The following is a 19,739-nucleotide window of genomic DNA, read 5'->3' as shown; positions in this document are numbered from 1 at the left end:
ACTGTTAATGAATTGCATAAACAATGTAATATGACGACCTAATTTTCTACACAATAAACAAACATTTCAAATTAAATAAAACGCATATTAATTTATTTCATACCCCGTAAAAAACATTTATAATCACAGCTCTAAAACAACAAACAACTTATAAGAGAAATCTTATTGCATGGGTTATATTGAAAAACATAACCCATTTGAGTTACTTAAATTATAACTGCGAGAAACAGGGGTTACATTCTGTCGAATACACACCTCGCGATAAGCAAGTTCCGCGGCATCTGTACCGCCAGGGGTTGAATGTAATAAGTAAAAAATATCAAAGCCTTTCTAATTGTTGTTTAAGACGCTTGATACCATACTATTTTTAGATTATTTTACTTAAGTAAATTTTCGTTTACTCATTATAAAAATGCCACTTACTAAAGTTACTGACAATTTGTAAATCAACCAGAGGCTCAGAACTACGCAGTTCTCAAACCGGCGAATGATTATAATGGTCTATCTGAAAATAGTAGCACTCTTATAATTTAATCAGCGTGAAGTAGGCATTTATACTTAAAATGAACAATTTCATAGTTTTTTATGCCAGAGGGGATATTTTACAATGCTAAAATGCCCCCCTCCTCCTGCATCGGCCCTGACACCTCTCACGATACTGTAGTGAAGAAGAAATACCACTATGGTTTATAATTACGTAATACCCTGTTAATGATGAAAAAATGAAATATCTAATTAACAATGAAGTTACATTTAGGACTGATGATGGCGTTTTGGCGAGCCTGAGCCCGTCGGACAACTCACTCACCCTGTCTATTACCGCAAACAGGATCTTCACCTATCTCCTCGAGCAGGAAGGGAAAGTAGTCTCGAGAGAAGAGATGTTTACGAATGTCTGGGACAAAAATGGTCTGCAAGCCTCAAACAACTCATTAAGCCAGTATATTTCTTTGATTCGTAAAGGATTACAGGAGCTCGGTTGTGAACACGAGATTATTCAAACAGTACCACGGGTCGGCTTTTTCATCGCTGAAGGATTGGTAACCACCATAGAGGAATCGCCTTTGGTTTCCGCGGCGTCCCTCACTCCCGCAAAAGCCACGCCTTCCCTGTCAAAACGCGTAAAAATGATGCTGCTTACAGCTGGGGGTGTCTCGTTATTCATGCTTCTTTACCCAGTCAACACATTGTTTAACAGCACTCAAAACAACCTTCCCGTCGTACAGTTGTATAAACTTGGCAATATCGACCTCTGTCCGGTCTATACCGTTTTTGAAAGCTCACGAGAAGTGGCAACTGCGAAACTTGAAAAAGCCAAAAAAATGGCTGATTTACACCTGAAGTGTCTGGCTGGCGCATTGTTTATTTTCCAGCCTGACGATCTGTACGTCTACGGTGAAAAAGGTCGCATATTTTTATCCCGCTGTACTTTCAATAATGCAGAAAAAACAAAGTTTGCTGGATGCAAGGACCTTTATATCCATGAATACTAAATATAAAACCAAGATATTACTTGCAGGAGCGGCCGTTCTGGTCGCTGTCAGCGCCTTGTTAAGCGCGAATGGAATCACCCTCATTCCAGTCAATCAGGGAATAAGCGTGCATTGCGTCTCCACACTTTCACTACCCGAACTGCCCGGGGGTGGGAAATACGATGGTAGCCTGATGATCCAGTTGCAAACAGATAACACTGGCGTCATTGATTTCTCAGGGATTATTACCACAACCCCACTGGCAGACAACCGCCCAGGACGTCGCCTTATCCTGCAACGCTCCGTCAGTTTTAATTATCGGATAAAAGATAAGGGCGTCGTTTTTCTGCAAGACGTGAAAATGAGTAAACACAGTCTGGATAACGTGTCGGATGAGATGTTTATCCATAATATCTATGACCCGTTCACACCCAGTAAGCGTGCGCAAATATATAAAATTGATAATGCCTACCTGTTAGGCAATACCTTTTCGCCAACGAACGTCTGCGTTAGTAAATCGTAGTAATAAGCCGTAATCCAGGATTGCCTACCCACCTGGCTAAACCAGGGCACGGTAACGCATTGGACCTCACTCCACGTGTGGCGACAGTAAATCGCTTTCCCTGTCGCCACACGCTTTCACCCTTATCCAGCGACCAGATAAAATACAGCCTGTTATTACCATAAGCTACAATAATATTAATTTTAGATAATCAACGGCACGTTTGCTGACAATAATGAGCAAAGGGTTACTATAGGCCTGTCTTTTTTTTAGCAGGAAAGTAAAATGAAAAAAACAAAAGGGTTGATAATTGTTGCCCTTGCTTTCACCCTGGCGTCATGCGCTTCAATTCCTGAGAATATCAAAGGTAATAATCAACCAGATATACAAAAAAACTTTATCTCCGTGCATAACCAACCGGGATTATATACCGATCAGCAGGCCCGCTTTGGGGGTAAAGTCATCAATGTGATTAACACCAAAACGGATACATTACTGGAAATCGCCGTTCTGCCACTGAACAACTATGCTAAACCGCAAATAGACGCGAGCTATCAGGGACGTATTCTGGCCCAGCAGAAAGGTTTTCTCGATCCGGTAAACTACAGAAACCATTTCGTTACTATTTTGGGGACAATTCAAGGAGATGAACCAGGATTCATCAACAAAATCCCGTACAACTTTGTTAAAGTTGATTTACAAGGCATTCAGGTTTGGCATTTAACGGAGTCAGTCAACACCACCTATAATATGTGGGATTACGGCTATGGCGCGTTCTGGCCTGAACCCATGTGGGGCGCCCCCTATTACGCTAATACAGTAACTCAGGTAACTCCGGAGCTAGTGAAATAATCTCTGTAGTAAGATGGCGCGAATATATACCGGAGTCGGGTACTGACAAACGCCCACCACATCACCCCGCGTTAGCCTTATTGCGCCATCCTGCTTTATGAGATCCTTCGCTTAGCACGCACTCTTCCTGTTACATATAATTTTACCCGCTAACACTTGAGCGAAAAAATGGGCTTTAGCCATCTCATTCCTGAGCATCTTTTGTTATTTACCGATAACTCTCCCACCCTGCCTGTAATAAAAGAAAATTGGTGTTTACGATTTATTCAGGGATTACTATGAACAGAAAATGCTTACTGTTGATACCATTATTTTTTAGTAGCGTCATCATCACCGCCTGCGATAATAAACCTGCAGTAAAAACCACCGCGATGGAGCCCGAGGTCGGCGTTGTTACCTTAGCGCCCTCTTCAGTGAATATTAAAAGTGAACTTCCAGGTCGCGCGGTTTCATTCGAGATCGCCGAAATCCGCCCTCAGGTTGGTGGGATCATCATAAAACGCAACTTTATTGAAGGTGATAAAGTCAGCAAAGGAGAGTCACTGTATCAAATTGATCCTGCCCCGCTGCAGGCACGACTGGATTCAGCCAAAGGCGCGCTGGCAAAGGCACTGGCGACGGCCAATAATGTGCGTCTGACATTAAATCGGCAGTCAGCGTTAATAAAATCCAATTACGTCAGCCGCCAGGACTACGACACGACACGCTCACAGCTTAATGAAGCAGAAGCCAATGTCGCCGTCGCCAAAGCGGATCTTGAGCAGGCCACCATCAACCTTCGTTACGCTAATGTCACCTCACCGATTGATGGCATCAGCGGTAAATCCTCCGTAACCGTGGGTGCCCTGGTCACCGCAAATCAGGAAAACGCGCTGGTCACCGTTCAGCGGCTGGATCCGATTTATGTTGATTTAACACAGTCAGTACAAGATTTCTTACGCCTGAAAGAAGAGAAAGCCAACGGCAAAATTGCCCAGCAACAAGGCAAAATTCCTGTTGAGCTGATGCTGGAAAACGGCAAACCCTATCGCCATACCGGTACGCTTGAGTTTTCCGATCCCGCCGTCGATGAGACCACCGGATCGGTGACTTTGCGCGCCGTGTTCCCCAATCCTGAAGGTGAAATTTTACCCGGCATGTATGTCACGGCGTTGCTGGACGAAGGCAGCCAGCAGAACGTTTTGATGGTCCCCCAACAAGGGATTACGCATAACGAACAAGGAAAAGCCACCGCGCTGATCCTTGACCAGCAAAACGTGGTGCAACTGCGCGAAATAAACGCCGTGAAGGCCGTTGGCAATCAATGGCTGGTGACAGCAGGATTACGCCCCGGCGATCGGGTCATTGTGTCCGGATTACAAAGAATTCGTCCGGGAATCAAAGCCCGGGTCCTCCCTTCAAAACTGACCACTCCTGACGCGGGAACTGAACAGTAATATTTCAGGTATTAAGGACACTTTCTTCATGGCCAACTTTTTTATTGAGCGCCCGGTTTTCGCCTGGGTGCTCGCCATTATCATGATGTTTACGGGCGGTATCGCGATAATGAACCTGCCGATCGCCCAGTATCCACAAATTGCTCCCCCAACCATTACCATCAGCGCTGCCTACCCAGGGGCAGACGCAAAGACCGTTGAAGACTCCGTGACTCAGGTGATTGAACAGAATATGAATGGTCTTGATGGCCTGATGTATATGTCATCCACCAGCGATGCGGCAGGTAATGCGTCGATTATCCTGACCTTCAAAACGGGCACGTCACCCGATATTGCGCAGGTTCAGGTACAGAATAAACTGCAGCTGGCGATGCCTTCTTTACCGCAGGAAGTACAGCAGCAAGGGATCAGTGTTGATAAATCCAGCAGCAATATTTTGATGGTCGCCGGCTTTATCTCTGATAATAACAGCCTGAGCCAATATGATATTGCCGACTATGTGGCCTCGAACATCAAAGACCCAATAAGCCGCACTGCCGGGGTGGGGAGCGTACAGTTATTCGGTTCGCAATACGCCATGCGTATCTGGTTGGATCCGCAAAAGCTCGACAAGTATAACCTCACACCTCAGGACGTCATTACCCAACTCAAAGTTCAGAACAACCAGATATCGGGCGGGCAGTTGGGAGGCATGCCTCAGTCAGCCGATCAGCAGCTAAATGCGTCGATAATCGTCCAGACGCGCCTGCAAACTACTGATGAATTTGGCAAGATCTTCCTTAAAGTTCAGCAAGATGGCTCCCAGGTTCTGCTGCGCGATGTCGCGCGAATTGAGCTGGGTGCGGAAAATTATGCAACGGTTGCACGCTACAACGGAAAACCCGCCGCCGGGATTGCAATTAAACTTGCCGCTGGCGCGAATGCCCTGGAAACATCCCAGGCAGTCAAACAAGAGCTGAACAGATTATCGGCCTGGTTTCCGGCCAGCATGAAAACCGTTTATCCCTATGACACCACTCCGTTTATCGAAATTTCGATTCAGGGGGTTTTTCATACTTTGATTGAGGCAATCATTCTGGTATTCCTCGTCATGTATCTGTTTTTGCAAAGTTTCCGCGCAACGCTTATTCCCACAATCGCCGTTCCGGTAGTTATCCTTGGCACCTTTGCGATACTCGACATCGCGGGTTTTTCGATTAATACGCTCACGATGTTTGGCATGGTGCTGGCGATAGGGTTGTTAGTCGATGATGCCATCGTGGTGGTTGAGAACGTAGAACGCATTATTGCCGAAGAACACTTGTCACCAAAAGCGGCGACCCACAAAGCGATGGGCCAGTTGCAGAGAGCGCTGGTCGGTATTGCCGTTGTGTTATCCGCCGTATTTATGCCGATGGCATTTATGAGCGGAGCAACCGGTGAAATTTTCCGTCAGTTTTCTATCACTTTAATCTCCTCCATGCTGCTGTCGGTGTTTGTGGCGATGAGCCTGACGCCAGCACTCTGCGCCATGCTGTTGAAATCCCACGAGGGAGAAAAAGCAAACACACATATTCTGTTTACCCGTTTCAATCACTTTATGGAGAAATGTACTCAGCACTACACGGACAGCACCCGTAAACTGCTACGTTGCACAGGCCGTTATATGGTCGTGTACTTAGTGATTGGCGCGGGCATGATTGTGCTGTTTCTACGTACCCCGACCTCCTTTTTGCCTGAAGAAGACCAGGGGGTGTTCATGACCACCGCGCAATTGCCTTCGGGCTCGACGATGGTGAACACCAGCAAAGTGCTCGGGGAAATAACGGATTACTACCTGACGAAAGAACAGAAAAATGTCGCTTCGGTTTTCACCGTAGGCGGATTTGGTTTTAGCGGCCAGGGGCAAAACAACGGTCTGGCGTTTATCAGCCTGAAACCGTGGTCAGAACGCGTTGGTGAAGAAAACTCAGTTACCGCCATTATTCGACGGGCGATGATGGCCTTAAGCACCATCAATAATGCCGTCGTTTATCCGTTTAATTTACCCGCTGTTGCAGAACTGGGAACGGCTTCAGGGTTTGACATGGAGCTGCTGGATAACGGTAACCTTGGGCATGAAAAAATGATGCAGGCCCGAAACGAGCTTCTGGCGCTGGCCAACCAGTCGTCCGGTGAGGTCGACGGGGTGCGCCCGAATGGTCTGGAAGATACACCGATGTTCCGCATTCATGTCAACGCCACGAAGGCAGAAGCCATGGGCGTTGCATTATCGGATATCAATCAGACCATCTCTACGGCGTTCGGTAGTCGCTATGTCAATGATTTCCTGAATCAGGGACGCGTTAAAAAAGTGTATGTCCAGGCCGATACGCCGTTCCGTATGTTGCCGGATAATATTAATCACTGGTACGTACGTAATGCCTCCGGCGCTATGACGCCGCTTTCGGCCTACTCATCCACCGAGTGGACCTACGGTTCTCCCCGCCTTGAACGCTACAACGGTCAGCCTGCAATGGAAATTCTGGGCCAGCCGGTCGAAGGGAAAAGCAGCGGCGATGCGATGAAATTTATGGCATCGCTGATAAATAAACTGCCTGCGGGCGTCGGCTATGCCTGGACCGGTCTGTCTTATCAGGAGGCGCTGTCCACAAACCAGGCACCAATGCTGTACGGCATTTCGCTGATCGTCGTGTTTCTGGCACTGGCGGCACTGTATGAAAGCTGGTCGATACCGTTCTCGGTAATGCTGGTTGTGCCAATCGGGGTGGTCGGCGCTTTGCTGGCGACCGACTTGCGCGGCCTGAGCAATGATGTTTACTTCCAGGTAGGCCTGCTCACCACCATGGGGCTCTCGGCTAAAAACGCCATTCTGATCGTCGAGTTCGCCGTCGAGATCATGCAAAAGGAAGGAAAAACGCCGCTTGAAGCCGCAGTAGAGGCCGCGCAAATGCGCTTACGCCCTATTTTGATGACGTCACTGGCCTTTATCTTAGGGGTTATCCCTCTGGCAATAAGCAACGGCGCGGGCTCTGGCGCGCAAAATGCCGTCGGTACGGGTGTTATTGGTGGGATGCTGGCCGCAACAGTGCTGGCGATCTACTTTGTTCCGCTGTTCTTTGTTCTCGTAGAAAACATGCTGGCGCGATTCAAAACACGGCGCTGATTCCCTGCCCTCGTACGTGATTATCCCTGGGATAAGTTTATTAAATCCCAGGGATTCTCAATGCTCTCTCAGAGAAAGGGTTCCGTTCACTTTAAGTTCTTCATTTCATTACAGTGACGATACTGTGACTACGTTAAGAGTGGCATTCTCCACCACACTTGAGTCCCTCTGCTCTGCGGGTAATCAATGCCCGGTGGCGCTTCGCTTATCAGGTCTACGGTTGTTAGCGGGCCCTGTTATCCAGCGAATTTCTCGTGGATAGCAGGGTAAACATTACGTGGATTTTTTCTTGTAGGGTAACAACTAAGGTAGGTACAGAGGTTGTCAATTCTGACTCATGCCAGGCTATCAAAACGGGTAATCAATAGTTCAGACCGGAGCCCTTCAGATTTACGGCCAGCTCGCCCAATTTAGTATCAGGGTGTCGATGACACATTTTAATCATCTTCGGTACAGCGACAGTTTCCACCTCGTGCAGGGGAACATAATCATCGCCTTTAAAATCCGAATTTTTATTAACAATCACAAAGGCAATTGCTGTCATGTATTGCCGACTCATATCAACGAATTCTTTACAGGTCATATCTTGTGGCGCCGCTTCCGTTGCCTGTGTAGCAAAAGCACGGCTCATCGGCGCCATAACAGAGGTCATAAGAATAGCTGCAGAGACAATCAATTTAATATTCACAATGCGCTCCAGAAGTAGCATTAATTTTTATCGGCGAGTTTTTCAGTTTGTACCAACGACGCATTTCTGCGCAGACTGATAAAAGCCAAAGAACTAAAGATCATCTCAACGCCTATAAAGATGGAGGTAAATACATAAGAACGGTCGGGATCCATATTCAGCCACACGGCTGCAATAAGCAGGTCAAAAATACCGATAAAAATATTCCATCCATAGCCCGGACTGCGGAACATTTTGACGCCGGAAGCAACACGAAAAATCCCGCCAAGAATAAACAGGCAACAAAAAACCATTGCCAATGAATTCATACCTATCACAGGATTTTCGAGGAAACAGTATCCCAGCAGCAACCATGCGATAGCAAAAAAGGCATAGGTAAATTTGGCTTTCAACTGCTTTTTACCCGAGGAAAACAGGCTGTAAATAGAATAGAAGCCGCACACCAGGAACATAAAACCTGTTGCATAGCTTAAGTAAACACCTGCAGCGATTGGATAGATTAAGCAGCAGATGCCGCAAACCAACAACAGCACGGCCATGATTGTGGCGTGTCTTTTATAATGAAATAGTGTTTTTTCATTAAATGCTTTCAGGCTACGCTGATTAAAAACAAACATACATCCTCCGTTACATAGAAACGCAATGTAACCTACTAATAAAAGAGTAATATTCACTTAATACATATCACTTACAATGGAATGATAAGGCTTTCACTCCGAATTCGTATATAAGAATAAAGGAATGTCATTATCCGCATAATCCTACACGCGTCAGACGTCTGACACCTGTAAGATTAAACGCTCATTATTCTATCCTGGCTCTGATTCCACTCTTCGAAGTTATTTAATATGCTTATTTCGTTTGGTGAGATATACCAAATTTATTCAGGAGAAAGTAATGAAAAAGATTATTCTTGCAGGTCTGCTTGCAACCATGATGGGCTCAGCCCCGGTACTGGCAGCTACCACTACCACGCCGGCACAAACTGCTACCGCCAATGTACAAAAAGAAGCTGCCGATATTATGCAGGTCGCAGTACAAGGTGCAAACGCGATGCGTGATATTCAGCTTGCCCGTCTGGCCCTGTTTCATGGACAGCCTGACAGTGCTAAAAAGTTAACCGATGACGCCGCTTCCCTGCTTGCGGGTGACAGCCACGACTGGGCGAAATTTGTAAAAGCTGCGCCTAAAGCCAAGATGATTGACGATCTGTACGTGATTATCAACGCTACGATTGCGCTGTCAGAAGACTATATTGCCACCCCAGCTAAAGAATCTGCTATCAATACAGCGAATGGCAAAATGGCTAAAGGCGACTGGAAAGGTGCTGTGGATACCTTGCAACTGGCGGGTATCAGCGTGCTTCAGACCCAATACCTGATGCCCCTGAATCAGACGCGTAAAGCCGTTGCCAGCGCTCAAAAACTGCTGTCTTCAGGTAAATACTATGAAGCAAACCTTGTGTTAAAGGGTGCTGAAGAAGGCATTGTGATCGATAGCGAGATGCTGGGCGCAGGCCAGTAATACTCAGCACTACGGAGTGTTGAACCAGGACTTTCTCTCCTGATCGGGTTGCTACGGCAACCCGATCAGGGGGGTTAATGGCTAATCAGACTGTTAATCTCAATCTCAATTTCCCGCATGACGGCAACAATCTTCTGTAATGCTTCCTGGCGTACTGCCAGAGGAAGATCGTCATGTCGCATCGATTCAAAAGGTTCGCATAGCGTCTGAAGAGCAGTAATGCCCAGAATTTGCGCCGAACCATGCAACCGGTGAAGGGCTCGCAAAAACAGCTGGGGTTCGTCTTGCTCAACGGCTTTCTCAGCCGCCTGTAAATCGCTAAACGTTGCCTCGCGGAATGTTTCGAGTATCTCGTTCATTAATGCGCGATCGCCGCCGGTATTTTCCGTCAAGACATTGAATTTCAAATGCCGGATTGCACAAGGAGACGAATAACCGGTTTCGATTTTGCTTAATTCATGCGTCAGTGTCTGAATCGACACGGGCTTAAACAGACACAAATTCATGCCGTTTTGCAGACACCTGTCACGTGACTGTGGGAGCGCGCTGGCCGTCAGTCCCCATATTTGTAAATGAGGCTGCTGACGACGTAACGAAGCCGCAAGATCAAACCCGTCCTTCTTCGGCATATTCACATCGGTAATCAACAGGTCGTATGATTTTTTAGCCAGTTTGGCTTCGGCTTCCTCACCATCACACGCTTCATCCACGCTGTAACCAATGGCGTTCAACTGTCGCTTAAGCAACAGGCGATTGGTCGGGTTGTCATCTGCTATCAAAATAGACAGACACGGCAGCGGCAACAGCGCCCCCGGCGTGTTGCTATCCGGTACAACTGACTGGCGGGCAGTCTCAACCGGCAGCGTTATGGTAAACGTAGTTCCTTGCGCCGGGACGCTCATCAACTCCAGCGTACCACCCATCAGCGTCACCAGCTCTTTGCAGATAAATAATCCCAGACCAGACCCCGTTTGTTGACGCCCACAGCGCCCCTGAGCGTAGCGACGAAACAGCCCGGCCTGCTCCTCTTCGCTAATCCCGCAACCGGTGTCGCTAATGGCGATGGTCAGGGTACCGTGATTCTCCCCGTCAGGGGTTAAACGGGCTGTCACATGAATGCTACCCTGCTCGGTAAACTTCAGCGCATTGCCCACCAGGTTGGTGAGAATTTGCCGCAAAGCTTGTTGATCGACAAACACCCGCTCGTTTGCCGGCAACTGGCTTACGCAAGCAAGCGTAACGCCTTTCTGTCTGGCTAAGGCATCAAAAGAGTGACACTGCAATTCAATGAGCTGCGAGAGATCCGTCCATTGAGGAACAACCTGATATTTACCAGACTCAATCTTATCAACGTCCAGAATCTTACCGATCAGCCCAAGCAATGACTGGGCTGTCGCTGCGGTAAGAGCAATCGCCTCTTTTCGTTGTGCCGGGCTGAGTTCTGAGCTCGACAGTAATTCCAGAAAGCCCACAATCGAGCTGACAGGGGTACGTAATTCATGGCTCATGCTCGCAAGAAAGCGACTTTTGGCCTTGGTTGCTTCAATCGCTTTATTTTTTTCGGTTTCCAGTTCTTGAGACAATGCCTCTTTGAGATGAAGCTGCTCTTCCAGCTGCCGCTGTGATTGTTTTCTTTTATTGACCTCACGGGAGAGTGAGATCCCCCAGATCAGGCTAATTGCTATCAGCAACAGCGCAAACACCACCAGTTGATAGAACTGTTTGCTATACCGACTCCAGAGATCGACCTGCGTATTAGAAATTTTCGACCACTTCTCCGTCATCTGCAAAATCTCACGCGGCGGTATCGCCTGCAGCGTTTTATCCATTACGGACTTCAACATGGGCTCGTGGGGAGAAACCGCAAAGCTCACCGACGCGCCAGGCATATCTGGTAGCCTAAAAAAGTGCATGTTTTTCTGGTAGTCATGATCGACCATGAACCTTGCCGACAATTCGGTAGCAATTGCCGCGTCAACCTTGCCATCCCTGAGCATAGTCATCGCGACGCTGCCAGTATCAGCATCCACCCAGGTGGCCTGCGGGTAGCGTTGTTTCAGGTCACTTTCCAAAACATGCCCGGCGGGCAACGCAATACGGATCGGTGTATTCAGTAACGAATCGGCCGTTTCATCACGGGAAGTGATAATCACAAATGCCACATTCATCAGCGGATCGCTAAAGGTCGAATTGTGCTGATTTTGATTTGTCAGGGTGATAGTGGGATACATATCCCATCGTTCGCCGCTTATTTGTTTGGTCTGTTCACTTTTGGTGTTGGCCAAAACCGGCTCAAAATCAATCCCCGTTTGCAGATGAATAATATTCAGCAAATCGCCAAGAATTCCACGTAACTCACCGCTGCGATCGACAAGCGTGTAAGGCGGATAATCTGGATTGATAAGAATGCGAATAGTATGTTTCTTCTTCAGCCACGCTTTTTCCTGATCGGTAAAAGGAATAGGCGCATTCAGAAAAGCAAGGTTACCGCGGTTCAGCCAGTTCTGCATGACCTGCATATGAATTTCATTACTGATTGACGTAATGAAACCATCAAGAATATTTCTTAATACTGGCTGGTCGTCCTTCACCACAAAATAATTATATTGCTCTTGTTTATCAAAGTAGTGCGTAATAACCAGTGATTGCGAAAAATATCGGGAGACACAATGACTGCTGGTGATATTGTTCCCAATATAATATTGGTTATCACCGTTCACTACCGATGCCATGGCCTGATACTCGTCGTCGAAAAATGAGACTTTAGCTTCAGGAAAAGCATCCTGGATAACATCAAGAAAAGGACAATCTCGCACACACGCGACGCTAACCGGATGCTCCGAGGTCAGCGGCAGCATGGTGTTTTTTAGCGAGGTCACAAGCGTCGGCCACGTCGTCAGTAATGCCGAAGTGCGCAATAAATGGCCGCCGACATCTTGTCGCCGGGACAGCTGAGTTATCAATGTATCTACATCGTTACTGGCAAGTGCGGTCAGCGCTTCTTGCTCATTATCATACTGCTTTATAACAATTTTTATATTGAGATTCTTTTGCATTAGCGCAAGATAATCCGCGTTGACGCCCCGATAATATTCACCGCTATTTTGATAAACAATGGGGGAGACTTCCGGTAACCAGGTGCCAACAACCAAGGTTTTTTTATGCGCTAACCAGTTTGTTTCTTCCCTGTTCAGGCCGATATGTTGTACTGAGGTATTATAGTTACTTTTTAGCTCAACTTGCCGGGCTGAGCTTACACCCGTAGAAAACCCGATGGTAAATATGACCATCAAAAAAATAAACAAGCGTTCCAGCATTACTCTATCCTATTTTATTTCTTTGCGCATAATCATAAATTTCCATTAATGACGAGCAATCTAACTTCTCCATCAAACGGCTTTTATAGGTGCTTACCGTTTTATTACTGATGTTCATTTTGCTGGCAATAGTGCTGTAATCCATACCGTTAAGAATATAACGCAACACTCTCATTTCCTGGGTCGACAACGTATCAAGCTTATCCTGTTCGCTGACAGATGAGCCAGTAAAATGCTCAAGGGAAAAGGGAAAATAGCTATACCCATTTTTTGCAGCTTCGATTGCGGCAAGAATATTATTCATACCCTCTTTTTTACTCACAAATCCATTGGCACCATATTCGGCGCTACGTTTGCCGTAAAAAAATTCATTTTTGGCTGAAATGATAATGATTACACCAGCATAGTGCCGCTTTCGCAGTTGCTCCAGCACTTCGATGCCGCTGATGCCCGGAATATCCACATCAATAATCAGTAGCTCCGGCTTAGTTTTTTCAACGGTTTGGACCACATGCTCTCCGCTGTCGAGCTCGGTGGTTACGGTAATACCATTAGTATCGAGTAAGTTGCGGATGGCTATGCGAGCTAATGGGTGATCATCAACGATTATCGCGTTCATTGCGTATAAGAATCCCGATAAATAAAGAGAGGCGATGGCTATCGAGCAGGTGAGCCTTAAGCATTATAATTTATAAAAATAAGGCGTTATCAGGTAAATCCTAACACATTCACACGTATATTTATTAGTTTTTTATAAAAACGAAGAATAAGGCATAAATGCAACACTGTATTTTACAAATTTTAAACCTTGAGCCTATCTAAATATCAAACCATTAACACAACCAAAAGGAATATTCCTACACGCGTAGGATAAATCTCTCATTTATTATGATTCATTCTTAATGGCCGGGGTCATATAACCAGGGGGAGTTTTCATCACAACGGCAAAGGTGTATATGCAGAATAGCTATCTAAGAATCATTTTTATACCAGGTCAAATCTGGAGAAAAAGATAATAAACCTGCTGATTTGATAGTAAAACGCCCTGTGGCTCAGGAAACAACAGAGCCACAGGAGTCAGTCATGAATCAGGCTTTACTGGGCAACGCCCCAATAGCATGGGAGCTTTTCACGGTCAGCGTAACGACGGCAGAACACAACAGCGCGGCAATCATAAAGATAAAGGCGCTGTTATAACTTCCACCACTGCTTTGAATCAGCCAGCCGATGATAGGTGCAGAAACGACTCCCGCCATCTGACCGCCAAAGTTAACGATCCCGGATGCCCGCCCCATGATGTTGCTGGGAATGGTGTCCATCAGAATGCCCCAGAATGTCGCCATGGCGAAGAACATGAACAGGGCTGAAATACACTGATAAACCACCGCCATATCTGCACTGCTCACGCTGAAGGTCAGATACAGGAAACCCGCGGCAATAACGGAGGTCACGACATACAACGTTTTACGCTGGGGTTTAAATTTATCTGAGCAATAGCCGCCTAACAACGTTCCGCCTGCGCCAAACAGGAAGGGAATGGCCGCCATGACGCCGGTTTTTGCCAGAGAAAACTCACGAACGGTGATCAGGTAGCTTGGCAGCCAGGTTGAAAAGCCCCAGAAGGTGATATCAAACAAAAACCAGATACTTGCCATTTGCCAGAGCACCGGCATTTTGAGGACGTCTTTAAACGCGATACCGCTGGTGTTTTGCAGGCTTCCCTGCTCGTCAGCAGCCAGTTCCGCCAGATCCTGCTGCGTAATTGCGGGGTGATCTTTCGGATTGTCACGGGTAAATAAGTAGATCCCCGCCGCGATAAACAGACCCGGAATACCTAGCACGATAAAGACCATGTGCCAGCCAAAGGCCCCGATTATGCTTGCGGCTACCACTACCGCCAGCGCCGGGCCTAAGGTGTTTACCGTTGACTGAATCGCCGTGGCGCGGCCACGCTCTTTCGACGGGAAATAGGTTGATATCATCTTCCAGGAAGCCGACGGGAAACAACCTTCACCAACACCAAAGAAGAAGCGAACGGCCAGCATTAGCGGCAGCGTCAACACGGCGCCGGTTAAGCTGGTGAAAACAGACCACCAGGCAATACCGATGGCCATGATTTTGCGCGAACCAAACTTATCCGCCAGTAAACCGCCGGGAATTTGAAATGCGGCATAACCAATAAAAAAGGCGCTAATAATTAACCCTTGTTGGGTCGTATCCAGATTTAAATCTTTGCCGATATAAGGGAGAGAAACGCTCATCACCATTCTGTCGAGAAAAGAGAGCAGCCACGCCAGCCAGATCAATGTCAGGACGGTATACCTTGCTTTCCAGGTCTTTGGTTTACCTGAAGGTAAAGACGTTTGTAGGTTCATTGTGATGTCCTTAGGGTGTAGTGATCTACCGCGGCCATAAATGGTCGCGATAAATCAATGCGTGTTTAGCGTTATTTATTAATATTGTTTTCTAATAACCGTACCGCTACAGGCATAACTTTCAGTGCCATTGATTAAGGCAATGCGCCCATTAACCATGACAATTTCAATCCCTTCCGGATATTGATTGGGTTCAACAAAAGTGCCCTTATCGGCAATGGTGTTAGGATCGAACATCACAATATCCGCCGCATAACCCACCTTCAGCAGCCCACGATCCTGCAGGCCTAATACCTCAGCGGGTTTGCCAGTCATCTTACGGATTGCCGCTTCCCAGCTCAGACATCCCTCTTCACGCACATATTTACCGAGCACACGAGGGAATGCGCCAAACACGCGCGGGTGCGGTTTGCCAGCCCCCATTAAACCGTCGGTACAGACGTTTTGCTCAGGACGGCAAAGGAACTTAATCACATGCTCTTCAGTACCGTAAAAGTCGACCATCCCAACGGCATTTTCTTCTTCAAACAGCAGATCGAAGGTGGCGTTGTACGGATCTTTTCCGCGTAGCTCGCCCAACTGAACGAGGTTCAGACCGACGGCATCCTGGTTTTTTGTCGTTTTCACGCTGGTGACAAAAATCTGGTCCAGCCCGGCAAAATCGATAAAGTTATCCCAGCCGGGAATGCCCTGCTGAATATCGTCGATCATTTTGGCGCGCAGTTCAGGCGAGGCCAGCCGCTCAAGTAATTTGTCAGTGCCACCGGAGTGGACCCACGGCGGCAGGATCACGCCGAGCATCGTGCTGCCCGCCACATACGGATACTGGTCGAAAGAGATACGAATCCCCTCTTCCTGCGCCTGTTCCAACATGCCCAGCATCTGGTCAATCAGCCCCCAGTTTTTCTTACCGCAAACCTTCATATGTGAAATATGCAGCCAGACACCGGTGGCGGTGGCGATATCAATCAGTTCCTGCGTTGAGTTGATAATATCGTCTGCTTCACTGCGCTGATGCACTACAAAGATCCCGTCATATTTCGCCGTCACTTTGCACAGTTCAATCATTTCGGCGGTATCGCCAAAGGCGCAAGGCATGTAGATGAGCCCAGTGGAAAGACCAAACGCCCCCGCTTGTAACTCCCGCTCAAGGATTTCGCACATCTTCGCCACATCCTCACGAGTAGAGGGGCGCCCATCCAGGCCCATGGCTTCCATGCGTACGTTGCCATGCGGAACTAAATACGCGAGGTTTGTCGCCGGATGACGCGATGCCAGCAGATTGAGGTAGCCGTCTGTGTTTTTATATTTCCAGTCTATTTTGTCGGTATCGCCATCCAGTCCGGCGATATTTTTACGCCAGGCCGGAATATATTCTTCAGGCAACGGCGCCAGGGCGACACCATCCTGCCCTAACAGCTCGGTGGTAATACCCTGACGAATTTTTGCCGACAGCGCGGGGTTAATAATGGCCGACAGGTCAGAGTGCGTATGGGTATCAATAAAACCAGGACAAATAATTTTTCCCGTTGCGTCAATAACCTGCTCATTAACGCCAACGTCAATTTGTCCGATTGCGACAATGCGTCCTTCGTCAACCATCACATCGGCAATTCTGCCTTCACTGCCCGTTCCATCGATTACATTTCCGTTTTTGAAAATGGTTTTCATCGTTATTCTCCATAGCGGTGTCGTTTCACGACACCACTTGTAAGGTAAGAGGTTGTTATCTTTATTTTTATTGGCGATAGAGTGTCTGAATGATGCTGTAATAGCCGCTGGCCGAGCCGGTTAACTGATCAATCTCGATATATTCATCGATGGTGTGGGCCAGGTTTTCGCGTGAAGGTCCGAAGCCGATAGTTTTAATTCCCGCTTCGCCCGCATAGTGGCTGCCGTTGGTGCAAAATGAGTACTGTGTGATGGTTGGATTAAACCCGGCCTCGCGAACGCCAGCCAGAGCGGCCTGCACGAATTCGTCAGACTCGTCATACACCCAGCCCGGGAAGAAGCGCTCGCCCTCAATCGTGGCACCGGTATAGCAAGACTCCTGACCTACCGCGTAGGAGACACGGGCCTTAAACTGCGGATCCTGTGCGGTAAGTTCCGCAAGCGCATTTTCCAGTGGGGCAATAACACTTTCTTTGGTTTCACCCACCAGCAAACGACGATCGTAGGTTGCGCGACAATAATCCGGCACTACCGAAGCTCCTGGGTATGGCGAAGATTTAATGTCGGTAAGCTCCAGAATGCCAGGCCCCAGTACCGGGTGCGTTGGCGGAGTAATTGTGCGAATTTTGTCGATCAATTGCGCCATTTTGTACACCGCGTTAATGCCTGCCTGCGGGTTGGCGGAGTGCGCGGGTTTACCAAATGTTTCGACCACAATTTCAGCGCGGCCACGCTGACCAATTTTCAGGTTTAACTCGGAAGCTTCACCGATGATCACGTAGTCCGGCTTATAGCGCTCGCTGACCAGCCGGGCAGCAATACCTTCAAAGCACTCCTCATGCACGATGCAGGCAACGTAGATTTTGCCGGCAAAATTACGCTGATTGTCCTGGCCGAAAAAACCCACGGCGGAAATCATCGCCGCCACGGCACCTTTCATATCGGTTGTACCGCGACCATAAATTTTGCCATCGTCGATATCGCCGCCGTACGGGTTGCGGCTCCACTTCTCTTCGTTGACCGGCACGGTATCGATATGTCCATCGAGAACCAGCGTTTTCCCCGGCTGATTGCCGACAATGCCGCCCACAATGTTGCCGTACTTATCAACGTGGATGTCATCGAACTGGTAATGCTGCATCATTTTTTTTATGGCATTAACCACTTCCCCTTCCTGACCGGAATAACTTTTTTGTTGGATCAGCGCCTGACAGTTTTTAATGACTTCATCAATACGTTTTGCAGATAACATGGGTTTCTCCGTTATTTCTCTCAATCAGGAAATGTGTTATTTGATGCCCGGGTACTGACCGCCCCAGACAATATCCAGATATTGTTGTGGGTCGGTGTCGCCTTCGGTACTGACCAACAGCACGCGGGAATGCGCATCCAGCCCCAGTTGTTCACGCGTTTGCGCCAGTTCAGGTGAGGTCATCAGCAGCGCCAGCAGACCGGAAGTGACCGCGCCGGACTCACCGGATACGATCTGCGGATCGCCCGCCAACGGATTACCCAGCATACGCATGCCCAGCGCTGCAACTTCATCAGGGCAGGAGGCAAATGCGTTGGCATAATCACGTAGCAGTTTCCAGCCGATGCTGTTCGCCTCACCGCAGGCGAGACCAGCCATCACGGTTTGCAAATCGCCGCCCACCGCAATTGCATCCCCCTCTTTAGAACGGGCAGAGCGGTAAAGACAATCGGCAATTAACGCTTCAGCGACGATCACTTTCGGGCGGTGTTCACCCCAGGCTGCCGCCACCATTCCCTGCACCATTCCGGCAAACGAGCCAACGCCTGCCTGAACAAAAATATGCGTCGGCGCAACCTGATGCAGCTGGTCTATCGCCTCCAGCATCAGCGTGCCGTAGCCCTGCATAATCCACTGCGGGATTTTTTCATACCCTTCCCAGGCGGTATCCTGCACCACAATCCAGCCATGCTTTTGTGCCTGTTCAGCGGTCATGCGAACCGCATCGTCATAGTTCATATCGACGATTTCAGCGGTAGCGCCTTCATTACGGATGGAGGTCAAACGCTGCTGCGAAGAGCCCTTCGGCATATAAACCACGGCGTTTTGCTTCAGCTGGCGCGCCATCCACGCCACACCGCGACCGTGGTTGCCATCGGTGGTGGTGGCAAACGTGACGGTTTGGAGATCGCGGCGCACCTCTTCGCTGGTCATCACGTCAAACGGCAGTTCACTGATATCCTTGCCGATTAATTCCGCGATATGGCACGCCATCGCATAGGAGCCGCCCAACGCTTTGAAGGCTTTCAGGCCAAAACGCTGAGACTCATCCTTGAGATAGATATTTTTAACACCCAGCTTTTTTGCAAGAGCCGGCAGCGTATATAACGGCGTCGGCGCATAACCCGGAATAGACCGATGAAAATTCAACGCTTTTACCAGTTCCTGGCGACTAAACGGTGCCAGCGGCGCGTTTGGATGTTCGGTAAACGGCGTCTGGTTGATAAAAAATGATAAGTTTTCCTGCATCATAAAACCTCATTGTTCTGGTATTTCACTCCCTGTAATAGACGTATACAGAGATATTTACGCTATCGGTATTGCCAATAGAGCAAAATGCTTACCAGTTTTTTATTAATCGAGTAAAACCTTATAAATATTTTAATAAAGTCTTTATTTTCAAATAATTAAAAAGAAAACGAGATGGGCACTGAAAAATACCACAGCGTTAGTTTATCGCCTCGTTTGATAAATTCTCACAATTGATAAATAGTGTGATCGCGGAA

At 47.9% G+C, this 19,739-nt stretch carries 14 protein-coding genes; 6 read left to right on the top strand and 8 right to left on the bottom strand.

Features of this window, described 5'->3' with window-relative positions:
• Positions 1-722 precede the first annotated feature (722 nt).
• From GFC06_RS10220 to GFC06_RS10200, 5 genes are all read left to right on the top strand, one after another.
• Positions 723-1,493: a winged helix-turn-helix domain-containing protein gene (locus GFC06_RS10220; RefSeq protein ID WP_153690119.1), complete on the top strand. Its 771-nt coding sequence runs from the start codon at positions 723-725 to the stop codon at positions 1,491-1,493.
• The gene (locus GFC06_RS10215) at positions 1,483-1,995 is read left to right on the top strand and encodes a hypothetical protein (protein ID WP_047414843.1); all 513 of its coding nucleotides are present in this window, start codon (positions 1,483-1,485) and stop codon (positions 1,993-1,995) included. Before GFC06_RS10220 ends, GFC06_RS10215 begins: the two co-directional genes overlap by 11 nt.
• 264 nt (positions 1,996-2,259) lie before the next feature.
• The gene (locus GFC06_RS10210; protein ID WP_153690118.1) at positions 2,260-2,826 is read left to right on the top strand and encodes a Slp family lipoprotein; all 567 of its coding nucleotides are present in this window, start codon (positions 2,260-2,262) and stop codon (positions 2,824-2,826) included.
• A 278-nt stretch (positions 2,827-3,104) separates the two neighbouring features.
• The gene (locus tag GFC06_RS10205; RefSeq protein WP_016157251.1) at positions 3,105-4,262 is read left to right on the top strand and encodes an efflux RND transporter periplasmic adaptor subunit; all 1,158 of its coding nucleotides are present in this window, start codon (positions 3,105-3,107) and stop codon (positions 4,260-4,262) included.
• Positions 4,263-4,290: 28 nt separating this feature from the next.
• Positions 4,291-7,407: an efflux RND transporter permease subunit gene (locus GFC06_RS10200; RefSeq protein ID WP_153690117.1), complete on the top strand. Its 3,117-nt coding sequence runs from the start codon at positions 4,291-4,293 to the stop codon at positions 7,405-7,407.
• A gap of 361 nt (positions 7,408-7,768) precedes the next feature.
• Here GFC06_RS10200 and GFC06_RS10195 read toward each other — a convergent pair whose 3' ends face one another.
• Both GFC06_RS10195 and GFC06_RS10190 read right to left on the bottom strand, forming a co-directional pair.
• Complete coding sequence (locus GFC06_RS10195; protein WP_153690116.1) at positions 7,769-8,116, bottom strand: HdeA/HdeB family chaperone; 348 nt, start codon at positions 8,114-8,116, stop codon at positions 7,769-7,771.
• A complete protein-coding gene (locus GFC06_RS10190) occupies positions 8,116-8,712 on the bottom strand; it encodes a DUF308 domain-containing protein (protein ID WP_047358942.1) in 597 nt (198 codons plus the stop codon). Before GFC06_RS10190 ends, GFC06_RS10195 begins: the two co-directional genes overlap by 1 nt.
• A gap of 280 nt (positions 8,713-8,992) precedes the next feature.
• Here GFC06_RS10190 and GFC06_RS10185 point away from each other — a divergent pair, with 280 nt between their 5' ends.
• Complete coding sequence (locus GFC06_RS10185) at positions 8,993-9,619, top strand: YfdX family protein (RefSeq protein ID WP_153690115.1); 627 nt, start codon at positions 8,993-8,995, stop codon at positions 9,617-9,619.
• 74 nt (positions 9,620-9,693) lie between these two features.
• On the opposite strand, the gene GFC06_RS10180 is transcribed toward GFC06_RS10185, so the two are convergent.
• The 6 genes from GFC06_RS10180 to dpaL all read right to left on the bottom strand — a co-directional run bounded on the left by GFC06_RS10180 (position 9,694) and on the right by dpaL (position 19,485).
• Entirely contained in the window at positions 9,694-12,936 is a 3,243-nt protein-coding gene (locus GFC06_RS10180; protein ID WP_153690114.1) for an ATP-binding protein, read from the bottom strand.
• A 4-nt stretch (positions 12,937-12,940) separates the two neighbouring features.
• On the bottom strand, positions 12,941-13,555 hold the full coding sequence (gene evgA, locus GFC06_RS10175; RefSeq protein ID WP_016157256.1) for an acid-sensing system DNA-binding response regulator EvgA: 615 nt from the start codon (positions 13,553-13,555) through the stop codon (positions 12,941-12,943).
• 469 nt (positions 13,556-14,024) lie between these two features.
• Entirely contained in the window at positions 14,025-15,311 is a 1,287-nt protein-coding gene (locus tag GFC06_RS10170) for an MFS transporter (RefSeq protein ID WP_047358943.1), read from the bottom strand.
• Positions 15,312-15,389: 78 nt separating this feature from the next.
• Positions 15,390-16,982 carry an N-acyl-D-amino-acid deacylase family protein gene (locus GFC06_RS10165; RefSeq protein ID WP_016157258.1) on the bottom strand — a complete coding sequence of 531 codons (1,593 nt, stop codon included), beginning with the start codon at positions 16,980-16,982 and terminating at the stop codon, positions 15,390-15,392.
• 67 nt (positions 16,983-17,049) lie between these two features.
• Positions 17,050-18,234 carry a YgeY family selenium metabolism-linked hydrolase gene (locus GFC06_RS10160; RefSeq protein WP_047499508.1) on the bottom strand — a complete coding sequence of 395 codons (1,185 nt, stop codon included), beginning with the start codon at positions 18,232-18,234 and terminating at the stop codon, positions 17,050-17,052.
• Between the two features lie 36 nt (positions 18,235-18,270).
• Positions 18,271-19,485 carry a diaminopropionate ammonia-lyase gene (gene dpaL / locus GFC06_RS10155; protein WP_444546550.1) on the bottom strand — a complete coding sequence of 405 codons (1,215 nt, stop codon included), beginning with the start codon at positions 19,483-19,485 and terminating at the stop codon, positions 18,271-18,273.
• Between the last annotated feature and the right edge of the window lie 254 nt (positions 19,486-19,739).

Origin of the sequence: Citrobacter braakii, assembly GCF_009648935.1 — a bacterium.
Taxonomy (GTDB): Bacteria; Pseudomonadota; Gammaproteobacteria; order Enterobacterales; family Enterobacteriaceae; genus Citrobacter; species Citrobacter braakii.
The sequence above is the reverse complement of the archived record's forward strand: the minus strand, read 5'-3'. Positions and strand labels throughout refer to the sequence as shown.